The 12,157-nt window shown below is 64.1% G+C and carries 14 protein-coding genes; 7 read left to right on the forward strand and 7 right to left on the reverse strand.

The annotated features are described in order from the left end of the window. Positions 1–1,404: lytic transglycosylase domain-containing protein (locus AC1DMG_RS14765; protein WP_477180690.1), on the reverse strand; the 1,404-nt coding region annotated here is incomplete at its 3' end. A gap of 141 nt (positions 1,405–1,545) precedes the next feature. On the opposite strand from AC1DMG_RS14765, the gene AC1DMG_RS14770 reads away from it, so the two are divergent. The 5 genes from AC1DMG_RS14770 (at position 1,546) to greB (ending at position 5,708) form a co-directional block, all read left to right on the forward strand. After that, complete coding sequence (locus tag AC1DMG_RS14770) at positions 1,546–3,051, forward strand: helicase HerA-like domain-containing protein (RefSeq protein WP_441603482.1); 1,506 nt, start codon at positions 1,546–1,548, stop codon at positions 3,049–3,051. Between the two features lie 10 nt (positions 3,052–3,061). After that, complete coding sequence (locus AC1DMG_RS14775) at positions 3,062–3,220, forward strand: hypothetical protein (RefSeq protein ID WP_441603483.1); 159 nt, start codon at positions 3,062–3,064, stop codon at positions 3,218–3,220. A gap of 39 nt (positions 3,221–3,259) precedes the next feature. Next, entirely contained in the window at positions 3,260–4,534 is a 1,275-nt protein-coding gene (locus tag AC1DMG_RS14780) for a hypothetical protein (RefSeq protein WP_441603484.1), read from the forward strand. 145 nt (positions 4,535–4,679) lie between these two features. Further along, positions 4,680–5,111: a hypothetical protein gene (locus AC1DMG_RS14785; RefSeq protein ID WP_441603485.1), complete on the forward strand. Its 432-nt coding sequence runs from the start codon at positions 4,680–4,682 to the stop codon at positions 5,109–5,111. Positions 5,112–5,210: 99 nt separating this feature from the next. Beyond that, positions 5,211–5,708 carry a transcription elongation factor GreB gene (gene greB, locus AC1DMG_RS14790; protein ID WP_441603486.1) on the forward strand — a complete coding sequence of 166 codons (498 nt, stop codon included), beginning with the start codon at positions 5,211–5,213 and terminating at the stop codon, positions 5,706–5,708. On the opposite strand, the gene AC1DMG_RS14795 is transcribed toward greB, so the two are convergent. From AC1DMG_RS14795 to rimO, 4 genes are all read right to left on the reverse strand, one after another. Continuing rightward, the gene (locus AC1DMG_RS14795) at positions 5,709–6,200 is read right to left on the reverse strand and encodes a hypothetical protein (RefSeq protein ID WP_441603487.1); all 492 of its coding nucleotides are present in this window, start codon (positions 6,198–6,200) and stop codon (positions 5,709–5,711) included. It lies immediately after the preceding gene. A gap of 71 nt (positions 6,201–6,271) precedes the next feature. Next, complete coding sequence (gene phnD, locus AC1DMG_RS14800; protein WP_477180691.1) at positions 6,272–7,315, reverse strand: phosphate/phosphite/phosphonate ABC transporter substrate-binding protein; 1,044 nt, start codon at positions 7,313–7,315, stop codon at positions 6,272–6,274. An 80-nt stretch (positions 7,316–7,395) separates the two neighbouring features. Beyond that, on the reverse strand, positions 7,396–8,199 hold the full coding sequence (locus tag AC1DMG_RS14805) for a DUF3025 domain-containing protein (RefSeq protein WP_441603489.1): 804 nt from the start codon (positions 8,197–8,199) through the stop codon (positions 7,396–7,398). Between the two features lie 13 nt (positions 8,200–8,212). After that, entirely contained in the window at positions 8,213–9,532 is a 1,320-nt protein-coding gene (gene rimO / locus AC1DMG_RS14810) for a 30S ribosomal protein S12 methylthiotransferase RimO (RefSeq protein WP_477180692.1), read from the reverse strand. Between the two features lie 117 nt (positions 9,533–9,649). Here rimO and AC1DMG_RS14815 point away from each other — a divergent pair, with 117 nt between their 5' ends. Both AC1DMG_RS14815 and AC1DMG_RS14820 read left to right on the forward strand, forming a co-directional pair. After that, on the forward strand, positions 9,650–10,321 hold the full coding sequence (locus AC1DMG_RS14815; protein ID WP_441603491.1) for a dienelactone hydrolase family protein: 672 nt from the start codon (positions 9,650–9,652) through the stop codon (positions 10,319–10,321). Further along, a complete protein-coding gene (locus AC1DMG_RS14820; RefSeq protein ID WP_441603492.1) occupies positions 10,318–10,734 on the forward strand; it encodes an HIT domain-containing protein in 417 nt (138 codons plus the stop codon). Before AC1DMG_RS14815 ends, AC1DMG_RS14820 begins: the two co-directional genes overlap by 4 nt. A 67-nt stretch (positions 10,735–10,801) precedes the next feature. Here the strand turns inward: AC1DMG_RS14820 and AC1DMG_RS14825 are convergent, their stop codons facing one another. Further along, the gene (locus AC1DMG_RS14825; protein WP_477180693.1) at positions 10,802–11,263 is read right to left on the reverse strand and encodes a hypothetical protein; all 462 of its coding nucleotides are present in this window, start codon (positions 11,261–11,263) and stop codon (positions 10,802–10,804) included. Between the two features lie 131 nt (positions 11,264–11,394). Next, entirely contained in the window at positions 11,395–11,961 is a 567-nt protein-coding gene (gene dcd / locus AC1DMG_RS14830) for a dCTP deaminase (RefSeq protein ID WP_477180694.1), read from the reverse strand. Positions 11,962–12,157: the final 196 nt, after the last annotated feature.

The raw sequence follows: 12,157 nt of genomic DNA on the forward strand, positions 1-12,157 counted from the left end.
GACGATGCTGGTGAGGGTGTCGCCGCGCCTGACCGTGTAGTTGCGCGTGCGCGACGTGCTGGAACTGCGCGAGGGAGCCGCAGGCGGCGGTGACGGCGAGGAAGGCACCACCGGGATCACCGCGGTGTGCAGGTCGTTCGCCAGGATCGGCCAGGGACCCGTGGTGCAACGCGCTTCGTAAGACTTCTCCAGCACCTTGGGCAGCATGATGCGCACGCCGGTGGGCTGGCTGACCTGCGGATCCAGCCGCGGATTGAGGTTGCGCAAGGTGCGGAACCAGCCATCCTGCATGCCGGCGGCGGAGCCCAGGCAAACGGTGAGCTCGGTCAGCGACGCGGGACGCTTCAACACCACGCTGCCCTGCGCGCCATCCACGTGCGGAAAGCGCAGGTTGTAGCTCTCCGGATGCAGGAACAGCCATGCCGCCGCCAGCACGGAGGGCACGTAGTCGCGCGTCTCCTGCGAGAGCTGGTTGTAGATGGTGGGGTCGTACAGGCTCACCGTGGTGTTGTCGCCGACCAGTCGGCGCATGCGGCCCTCACCGCCGTTATAGGCGGCCAGGGTCAGCTCGAGGTTGTTGTTGAACGCCTTGAGCTGCTCGTCCATGTATTCCGCGTTGGCGCGCGCGGACTCGGCAGGATCGAAGCGCGAGTCGAAACCATCTTCCGTATTGAGGCCAAAGCGCAGGCCGGTGGCGTACATGAACTGCAGCGRCCCGGCAGCGCCGGAGCGCGATATCGCATGCACCTTGCCGCCCGATTCCTTGGCCATGATGCCGAACAGCAGCGCCTCGGGCAGATCCTGCTTCTGGTATTCCGGCCACATCTGATAGCGCAGGAACTGGTAGTTGACGTAGGCATCCATCAGGTTGCCGCGCCACTGGGTGAGCCACATCTCCAGCGCCGCTTTCACCGGACCATTCATGGCGATCAGCTGGGACAGCTGCTGGCCGCGCAGCAAGGTCACGCTGCGCTGCGCCTCGGGCAGGCTGGCCGCACCGGTCTTGCCGGCTTCGCTGCCTTCGGGCAAGTCGTCGCCCATGCTGCCCATGTCGTCGCCCAGGTCGAAGTTGCCATCCTTCAGGCGCAACAGGCGATCGAACGCCGAGAAGAAACGCTGCGGATCGCAGCCCGGCGTCGACGGGCAATGCGCGGAGGCACTTTGCAGTTGATCCAGCGCCGTGGTGAGCGTCTGCTGCGAGGCCTGGGCGTTGCCGGCGCGCGCCTGCGTCAGCGCCGTTTCATAGCCTTTGCTGGCCTGGTCCAGCTGCGCGTAAAGCTGATTGGCCTGCGGCGTGGGAGCGACGGGCTTGCTGCCGCCGCCACTGGAACACGCAGCCATCAGCATCGCGGCAACGGCAAGAGGCGCCATGCGCAGGGAGCGGTATACGACGGGAAAAACCATGAATGACTTCACTACCTGGCTGAAGCGGCGACCTTACTGCGCACGGAGCAGGGACTCAACCGGAAATGTCCTGATTCAATGGGCGACCGCAAGAAGCTGACGCATGGCTACAATCGCGGTGCACCCTATGGATGGAACGCCATGACTGAGATCTTGATCGGCAGCAACGACAGCAGCAGCGTTAGCCTGGACCCGCGCTACGGCAATCGCCACGGCATGATTGCGGGCGCCACCGGCACCGGCAAATCGGTCTCGCTGATGGTGCTGGCCGAAGGCTTTTCGAAGCTCGGCGTGCCCTGTTTTCTGGCCGATGCGAAGGGCGATCTGGCCGGTCTGTCGATGGCCGCGGGCGAACCGGGCGACAAGCTCAAGGCGCGCCTGGCCAAGCTGCATCTGAACGACTGGAAGCCGCAAGCCAACCCGGTCATTTTCTGGGACATCTACGGCAAGCTCGGCCATCCCGTGCGCGCCACCATCAGCGAGATGGGCCCTACCCTGCTCGGCCGCATCCTGGAACTCAACGACACGCAGGAAGGCGTGCTCGAAGTGATCTTCAAGGTGGCCGACGACCAGGGCTGGCTGCTGCTCGACCTGTCGGATCTGCGCGCCATGCTCGGCTTCGCCAGCGAAAACGCCAAGGACATTTCCACCCACTACGGCCTGATCAGCACGCAGAGCATCGCGGCGATCCAGCGCGCGGTGCTCAAGCTGGAGCAGGATGGCGCCGACCAGTTCTTCGGTGAGCCCGCGCTGGAACTGGCCGACCTGATGCGCCAGGACATGAGCGGCCGCGGCGTGATCAATGTGCTGGCCGCCGATCAGCTGATTCTCAAACCGCGCCTGTATTCCACCTTCCTGCTGTGGCTGCTGTCGGAGTTGTTCGAGCAGTTGCCCGAAGTGGGCGATCTGGATCAACCCAAGCTGGTGTTCTTTTTCGACGAGGCGCACTTGCTGTTCGACGACGCGCCGCCCGCCTTGCTGCAACGGGTGGAACAGGTSGTGCGCCTGATCCGCTCCAAGGGCGTKGGCGTGTACTTCTGTTCGCAGAATCCCGATGACGTACCGGGCAATATCCTCGGTCAGCTCGGCAATCGCGTGCAGCACGCGCTGCGTGCGTTCACGCCGCGCGATCAAAAGGCAGTCCGGGCCGCCGCCGAAACGTTCGTGGCCAATCCCAAGATCAACGTAAGCGAGGCCATCACCCAGCTTGCGGTGGGCGAGGCGCTGGCGTCGACCTTGCGCGACGGCGGCGTGCCCTCGCCGGTCGAGCGCGTGATGGTGACCACGCCCACGGCACGCATCGGTGCGATCACCGAGCCGGAGCGCGCCACCGTGCGTCAACGCTCGCCGGTGGGCGGCAAGTACGACACGGCGATCAATCGCGAGTCGGCCGCCGAAATGCTCGCCAAACGCGCCGCGGAAAAGGCCGCCGATCCGCAGGTGGTGGCCAGGCAGGCACCGGCCGGTGCGGCGCCCCAGCAAAGCGGCGGCTGGACGGATGCGGCACGCGAGATCCTGCTGGGCAACAACCGCCGGCAGGGCATGGTCGAAGCGATGGCCAAGTCCGCCGTGCGCGCGGCCGGTTCGCGCCTGGGCCAGCAGATCGTGCGTGGCGTGCTGGGCGGCATTTTTGGCGGCAAGCGCTGAGGGATCCGTCATGTCGCAGACACGCATCATCGCCGTCGTCCTGGTAGCCGCCCTGCTCGTGCTCTTGCTGCTTTATGCCAACGGCTCGATGGGACGATTCCTGTGTCGGCACCACAAAGATGGCTGGCTGGAAAAGCATGGCTTCATCACCTGCGTTCGCGCTCCCTAGCATTCAAAGCACTGCCGCCTGAGGTTAAAACGCTTGCGCATGCCGCGACCTAAACCCGTATCGCCACGTGCGCCGCTGGCGGACCGCTTGATCGCGGGCTTGTCCTATCCGTTGCGTGGCACAGCGCTGGCTACCTGTGTGCTGCTGGGGTTGGGCCAGTGCCTGACGATACTGCCCGGCATCATCGGCATGTGCTTCGCTTTCTTCCTGTGGTTGGCGCGCTGGCGCTACGCGGCGGCCTGTCTGGTACATACGGCCAATGGCTTTGCCGAGCCGCCCGATGTCGGCATGGATGAAAACGCCGCGGCCGGCCGCGCGCTCACCTTGCTGCACATGCTGGTGGTCCTCGCCTGCGTCGCCTGCAAGCTGATTTATGCGCCGATGTTCTGGCCGCTGATCCTGTTCTTCTCGCTCACCCTGCCCGCCATCGACATGTCGCTGGCCTTCGGCGACGAGGCCAACGCGTTCAATCCGCTGCATTGGCAGAAGGTGATCGGTCGGCTGGGCGCGGGTTATTTCCTTCCGGTGGTCATCAACCTCGTCACCGGCCTGCTGATCATGCTGCCATCGCTGCTGCAGCCGAGCCTGCTGGCCATCCTGTGGCAACCGCTGTTCGCGTTCAGCTACACCTACCTGATCATCTTCAACCTGCATCTGATGGGCGTCATGATCCATCGGCATCACGAGCGTTTCGATCTGCAGCCGGAAGCCGACGTGCTGGCGCGCGAAAGCGGCCAGGACGAAGACGAGCGCCTGCTGATCGCGGTGCGCGACATGGCGAAGGTCGATCGTCGCGCTGCCATCGGCATGCTGGTGGAACGCATGCAGGGACACAGTGCGCCGCCGTCGCTGCATCAGGCGTATCGCGAGCTGTTGAAGCAAGAAGGCCTGACCGCCGGTTTGCTCGAGCATGGGCAGATCTGGATCGCGGCGCTGATGGCCAACGGCGAGCCACGTCGCGCGCTTGGGCTGGTGCAGGAATGTATGGAGATCGATCCGAACTTCCTGCCCGATGCGCCGGAAAGCGTTGCCACGCTGGCCGAACTCGCGTCCAGCGCGGGCATGACGCGATTGTCGCTGAAGCTAGGCCGCGGCTACCTTGCGCGCTGGCCGCGCTCGTCCGAGTGCCCGCGCCTGGGCCTGCTCGCCGCCAGGCAGATGGCCGAGCGGCTCGGTCAACACGCCGAGGCAGCCGTGCTGCTGGGCAAGCTGGCAGCAACGTGGAGCGGGCATCCGCTGCATCCATCGCTGGTGGCGTACGCAACCCAGCTGCAACAGGGGCCCGGCATCTCCCGGACACCGGCGCTCGACTAGTCGCAAGTCGTGTTGCGGCTCGCCCGGAAGCGGGTGTAGCGTGCGCAAGCCAACTCCTTTGGTGCACCGCCCCGTCCGCAAGCGATTCCGGCGCTCCGCGGCCGTCGACACGACCGGCTCACACCTGGTGCACAAGGAGAGTTTCATGCGTCACTTCATCGGCAAGTTCGTATGGCTGGGCCTGATGCTGGCGACCCCCGTCGCCTTCGCCCAAAGCACCTCGGCGGCCAAGGAGCCGCCCCGCGCGGTCATTTCGCTGTATCGGGTCGCTCCCGGCAAACACGAAGCCTTTCTCAAATGGATGGCCGATCGCGACGCCATCGACAAGCAGCTCGGCCTGCCGCGCGCGCAGTGGTATGCGCACTACCAGGGCGACTCCTGGGATTACATCGCCATTGCACCTGCATTGACCGATGCGCAGCAGAAGAAAGAAGACGATGCGGCCAAGGCCAAGGGGCTGACGATAGGCGCCAAGTCGTCGATCGAATTCCGCCAGTTCATCGCCTCGCACACCGACACCGTCGCCTTTGGCCCGATGAATGTCAGCGACATGGACGCGATGGTCAATTCGCCCTGAAACCACTGACGGGAGTGCACGGACGTCGCTCCCGTCACCGCTCAGGCGCCAGTCCAGCTAAAATCGGTGCGATGAGCAACCCAACGCAATGACCCACGCATGAGCCGCTGGCGCCCACCCTCGCCTTCATCCACCGCCATCATCACGCGCGAAGGCTTCGAGAAGCTCAAGGCCGAGCTGGATCATCTTTGGCATACGCTGCGCCCGGAAGTGGTCAAAGCGCTGGCGGCCGCGGCGGCCGAGGGCGATCGCTCGGAGAATGCCGAATACACCTATCGCAAAAAGCAGCTCGGCGAGATCGATCGACGCGCGCGCTATCTCAGCAAACGCATTCCGTCGCTCAAGGTGGCCGAGGGCTCGCCGGCAGATCAGGAGCTGGTGTTTTTCGGTGCGAGCATCGAGCTGGAGAACGTCGACTCCGGCGAAAGCGTCGTCTACCGCATCGTAGGGCCGGACGAGACTGACGCCCGCCGGGGCTGGATCAGCATCGACTCGCCGCTGGCCCGCGCGGTGTTGAAGAAACGCCTGGACGACGAATTCGAAGCGGAGCTGCCCAGTGGCCGCACGCGCTTCGTGATCGTGGCGGTGAACTACTGATCATCGCCCCTGCAGCAGCGCCTGCACGTCTGCCTGATGCGATTCGACAAAACGGATGTTGTCCGCGTTGACCCATACCTGGTTGAGATTGCCTGACAAGGCGGGATCATTGCGTGCCTGCACCGCCATCACCGCATTCATCAAGGCGATATTGGCGAGCATGAATTCGCGCGGCGTGAAGCCATATTTCTTCACCAGGGCCGGGATGCGCGGATCGGCCGCCATCGCCTGATTGGCCAGGTCGTCCAGGCTGTGCACCTTGCTGGCATCGGGAGCCGCCTGCGGCGGAATGCCGGTGGCGCGGGCTTCGCGTGTAGCGGCGGCAAGGCGCCCGAAGGCGTCTTCGCTGAGCGTGTATTTCTTGATCTGCTGCTTGTCCGCATCCGGCAATGCCGGCAGTGTCTCCTGCGCGTGCACCAGCGTCGTTGCGCCCAACACCAGGGCGAATACGGCCACGCGGCACGCAGAAACGACACGATCAAAAGCAGGCATAGGTATCTCCGGGAAGCTGCCATTCTAGCTGGCAAAGGCGTCACCCTGGCATCGGGCAGTTCAATGACCGCTCAGTCGTGCAGAAGTTGCTTCATCGCGTGCTGATAATCCGCATCGATCTGCTTGAGCCGCATCGTTTTAGCCTGATCGTTGACCCAACGGGCGTGCATGGCCTGCTCGCGCATCAGGCGAAATTCCAGATCAACGAAAGGCCGCAGCACGTTGTTGTCGGCTTTGGCAAAGCCGGCCAGGTCGGGAATGCGGGCGAGATTGGCGCGCTCGCGATCGCCGGCAGCGCCAGGCGCCCGGCCATAGCCGCGCATGAAAGCGATCAGCTGGCCACGCAGCGGCTCACTCATGCCATCGCGCACCACCAACACGCCTGAAGGGATCAGCGGGGAACGCCAGATCACCCGCAGCTGCGTTCCTTCCGCCGGAAAATTGCGGCGGAACAGATCCAGATCGGGGTTGTTGCAGGTCGCCACGTCCACCTCGCCGTTGGCCACGGCAAGGATATTGTTCTGATGGTTGCCCACACGCACATGGGCGAAAAACGTATCGGAGTTGAGCCCCTTGGCTGCAAACACCTCCGCTTCCGGCGCCACATAGCCCGTGACCGACAAGGTTTCACCACGCGCATMGCGCCAGCGTCCGGGCTTGGCGAGCAGATCCTTGAGCGAGTGGATGGGACTATCCGCTCGCACGATCAGCATGGCGTTATTGCCCTTCGCGCCATCGTTGCGCAGGAATTGCGCCACCACGCTCATGTGCTGGTGTTCCACCGCTTCGATGGCCAGACGCCCGGACAGGAACGCGATGTCCACGCGCTGGTCGCCAATGGCTCCCGAAAGGCCCGCATAGCTGCTGACGGAAACGGTGGTGACGGGGTGGCCGAGCTTGCGCTCAAGGTCTTCCAGCAACGGGCGCCATTGCTCGCGCGATTCCGCGGCGCTGCCGATCGGCAAGATCCCGAAGTGGATGGCTGGAGCGACTGCGCCCTGCACCACCTCGTCGGCGCGTATGCGCGCGACAGGCACCAGCAGGCAGGCCGCACAAAGTGTGCGGAGCCACCATCCAGGTCCCCGTCCAACGCGTGCCCGCCCAGCCGTTTCCATGCGCGCTCCCCAGCCCCGCTGGGTTCGTTGTAGCGCGATTGGCAGGCCGCCGCAATTTGTTGCAGGGACGTAACGGTCGCTCAGAGCTCGACCGGCGAGGGATAGGCGCGCCCTTCGCGACGCGGCTGGTAGCACTCGGCGTGGCGATGAAACGACTCCACTTCGCTGTCGGCACGCCATCCCGGCAGGCCCGACAGGGGCAAGGGGCGCAGGTCCAGGGGATCGCGCAGCAGCTTTCCCGCGCCGATGCCATCGGCTGCGGCGGCCACCATCTGGTCCCCACTGCCAGGCCCAAGGAAGACCAGCGCCTTCCCCACCAGCAGCTTGCCCGGGCTTAGCGCGTGTTCGAGCAAGGCATGGCCAAACACCTGCACGCAGGCCCGGCCGTCCGTCCAGGCACAACGCTCGCGCCAGAACAGCCCATGCCAATCGTGGCTGTCCCACAGATCGAGCAAGTGGCGATCCTTCAGATTCACGATCACGCCAGCCTCGTCGAAGTGCGTCATCGCATATTGGGCGCGCGATCGATCGCGCGTGCCCATGATTGCAATCTCTGCCATCTGCTGCGCATTGAGCGCGCGCTTCAACGAGGGGTAACGCAACCAGGCGTAGGCATTGAACAGATCGTGCCAGTTCGCCTCGCGCGTGGCGATGGCGCCACGCTCGGCAATGCGCTGTTCGTAGTGCAAGCCGTCTTCGAGCAAGGCGGCTGTCTGCGCCACGAAGCGCTCGCGCTGGCCGACAGGCCTGGCTTCGTTGAGTTCATCGATGGAGGGCCAATGTGGCCCCTGCATCCAGCTCGCATATTCACGCCAGCCGACCAGCGGCCAGCGCGCGAACACTGCGGGATCGACGCTTTCGCGGGATGGCGCGACGTAACGCATCACGCCACCGCGTTTAGCCGGCCAGGCGGGCGTGCAGGTCGTGCTCGTCGGCGGCTTCAATCACCACGTCGACAAACTGCCCTGCCTTCAGCAACTGACCGTTGGCGATGTGCACCACGCCATCGATCTCCGGTGCATCGGCGGCCGAACGTGCCACGGCGCCGTTCGCACCAGCCTCGTCCACCAGTACCTTCATGTTGCGGCCGATCTTGCGCTGCAGCTTGGCGGCGGAAATCTCTGCCTGCACCGCCATGAACTGTTCCAGGCGGTCTTCCTTCAGCTCTTCGGACACCGCACCCGGCAGTTCATTCGCCTTGGCGCCATCGACCGGCGAATAGGCAAACGCGCCGACGCGATCGAGCTCGGCCTCGCGCAGGAAGTCGAGCAGCTCTTCGAACTCCGCATCGGTCTCGCCGGGGAAACCCACGATGAAGGTGCTGCGGATGGTGAGATCAGGCACGACCTTGCGCCAGTTTCGGATGCGTTCCAGCGTCTTGTCGATATTGCCCGGGCGCTTCATCAGCTTGAGGATGCGCGGGCTCGCATGCTGGAACGGGATATCGAGATACGGCAGGATCTTGCCCTCCGCCATCAACGGCATCACTTCGTCCACGTGCGGATACGGGTAGACGTAGTGCAGGCGCGACCACACGCCGAGTTCGGACAGGCCTTCGCACAGCTCGGTCATGCGCGTGCGGTAGCTCTTGTCGCGCCACTGGCGCTCGGCGTACTTCACGTCCACGCCGTAGGCACTGGTGTCCTGCGAGATCACCAGCAATTCCTTCACGCCGCCCTTGACCAGGCGCTCGGCTTCCAACAGCACTTCGTCGACCGGACGCGACACCAGGTCGCCACGCATCGAGGGAATGATGCAGAAGCTGCAGCGGTGATTGCAGCCTTCGGAAATCTTCAGATACGCATAGTGCTTCGGGGTGAGCTTCACACCCGTGTCCGGAATGATGTCCAGCAGCGGATTGCGCTTGGGCGGCAGCGCCGCATGCACCGCCTGCATCACGCTCGCATAGTCCTGCGGACCGGAAATGGCGAGCACATCCGGATAAGCCTCGCGGATCAGCTCCGAGCGMTTGCCCAGGCAGCCGGTGACGATCACCTTGCCGTTCTCATGCAGCGCTTCGCCAATGGCGTCCAGCGACTCCTGCACGGCGGCATCGATGAAGCCGCAGGTGTTCACCACCACGGCGTCGGCAGCGCCGTAGCTGGGCACGATCTCGTAACCCTCGACCTTGAGCTGGGTGAGGATGCGTTCGGAATCGACCAGCGCCTTGGGGCAACCAAGACTGACGAAACCGACTTTGGGCGAGACCTGCGACATGGCGTGGGGACCGTAACTATGCGGAAAACGGGAGATTGTATCGCACACCCGGCCGCCACACCGGCTTGACTTGCTGAATGGCTAGAATTGCCTTTTGACGCCTCAGGAGCACGCCCCATGGGTCAGCACATCAATCTCAACACCACGCGCATGCAGTGCATCGGCGCCTATCTTGCCCAGCCCGAGGGCAAGCCCAAGGGCGGCATCGTGGTGATCCAGGAGATTTTCGGCGTCACCGAGCATATCCGCCATGTCGCCGATGGCTTTGCGCAGGCGGGCTATACCGCCATTGCCCCGGCGTTCTTCGATCATCTTGAGACCGGGGTGGATCTGAAATACGACAACGAAGGCATGCAGCGCGGCCGCGAACTGGTGACCGAGCTAGGCCTGGACCGCGCGGTGGAAGACGTCGCCAGTGCCGCCGAGGCGATCAGCTCGGCCGGACGCATCGGCACCGTGGGTTACTGCTGGGGTGGCACCGTCGCGCTGCTGGCGGCGCTGCGACTGGGTCTGCCGTCGGTCAGTTACTACGGCGCCCGCAATGCGGCATTTCTTGGCGAAAAGCCCAAGGCGCCGGTGATGTTCCACTTCGGCGAAAAGGACACATCCATTCCGCCGGAAACGGTGCAGAAGCACCGCGACATGCTGCCGCAAATGGAAGTGTTCACCTACCCCGCCGGCCACGCCTTCAACCGCGATGTGGGACCGCAATACGACCAAGCCAGCGCCAGGCTCGCCTACCAGCGCACGCTGGCCTTCTTCGACAAACACCTGGTGCAAGGCGCATGAGCGATGCGGGGTTTGTGCTCGATTCGCGCCTGCGCAATGACACGCGCCATGTCGCCTCGCTTGAGTTGTGCGACGTGTTGCTGATGAACGACACGCGCTTTCCCTGGCTGGTGCTGGTTCCGCGCGTGCCCGGTATGGTGGAGATCTGCGATCTCCCCATCGAGCAGCAGACCATGCTGTGGCGCGAAGTGAGTCACGCCTCGCAGGCGCTGCGTTCGCTTGGGGCGTTCGACAAGCTCAATCTCGGCGCCCTGGGCAATATCGTGCGCCAGCTGCACGTGCACGTCGTCGGCCGACGCGAAGGCGATGCCGCGTGGCCGGGCCCGGTATGGGGCAGCGGCGCGGCAGCGCCTTATGGCGACGAAGCCATGGCGTCGCTGCAGACGAGGCTGCGCGACGCGCTGGAGGGCTGAGCGATCACTTCCAGCGGCACAAAAAAAGCCCGCGAAATCCGCGGGCTTTTTCAATGCAACAGCGAGCTTACATGTGCTGCTGCGGCGGCGGGGCTTCGGCCTTCACCGGCGCCTTGTAATCTTCAAGATCACGCGCCTTGGTGTCGACCACGCTGATCTTCTTCAGCGTGCCGCCGTCGTCGTAGTACACGGTGAAGYCGTAGTCGATCTGCAGACGGGCCATGTACTGCAGATGCTGCTTGCGCACCTTGGAGTCGTCGCTGGGCTCCAGCAGCACCGTCTTGGGCAGCTTGCCCTGGTCCTTGAGGTAGGCGAAGTGGCTGCCGGTATCCAGTGCCGAGAGCACCGCGCCGTCGACGACGAACTGGCCGCTCTTATAGGCCTGGATCACCGCGTCGAACTGGCTCTTCATGTCCGCGGTGCGCACTTCATCCTTGGCGCTGCCGCGGTGGCAGCCGGCCAGCACCAGCATGCTGCCCAGCAGGATGGCTGCGCCGGCGCGGGTCAGCAGCGTGGAAAAACGGGTCATGCGGGATCTCCTGCAAAGGCATCGATGTGAACAAAAAGAGTGTAGCGCCGCCCCGGCCTGATGCATCGAACCCGGACGGCAACCATTCAGGTGAACGTGACGGCGATCGCAAAGAACTGCGAACGACGGCTTCAGGTGCGCGGCAACGTAACGCCTTGCTGCCCCTGGTACTTGCCGCCGCGATCCTTGTAGCTGGTCTCGCATTCCTCATCGGACTCGAGGAACAGCATCTGGGCCACGCCCTCGTTGGCGTAGATCTTGGCAGGCAGCGGGGTGGTATTGGAGAACTCCAGCGTCACATGTCCCTCCCACTCCGGTTCCAGCGGGGTCACGTTGACGATGATGCCGCAGCGGGCATAAGTGCTCTTGCCCAGGCAGATGGTGAGCACTTTGCGCGGAATGCGGAAATACTCSACCGTGCGTGCCAGCGCGAACGAGTTGGGCGGAATGATGCACACATCCGCCTCCACGTCGACGAAGCTGGTCGGATCGAACGCCTTCGGGTCGACGATGGTGGAGTTGATGTTGGTGAAGATCTTGAACTCGCGCGCGCAACGCACGTCGTAGCCGTAGCTCGACGTGCCGTACGACACCAGCCTGGTGTTGTCGCGCGTCTTGACCTGGCCGKGCTCGAACGGCTCGATCATGCCGTGCTGYTCSGCCATGCGGCGGATCCACTTRTCGGATTTGATGCTCACTCGTGCTCCCGAGGGGCTGATCTGTCGCGCCGGATGGCGTAAAGGTTGGGAAAATAGCGGAAAGTGATGGTTGGCCGCCAGTCGGAACTGGATGAGACGGGGTTTTGTGGGGATTTGGCTAGCCAGTGGAGCCGAAGATGTACCTGTTTGTCTGTGGGAGCGCACCCTGTGCGCGACAACCCTACGAAGCGGTACA

Source organism: Dyella sp. 01N36 (assembly GCF_056399745.1).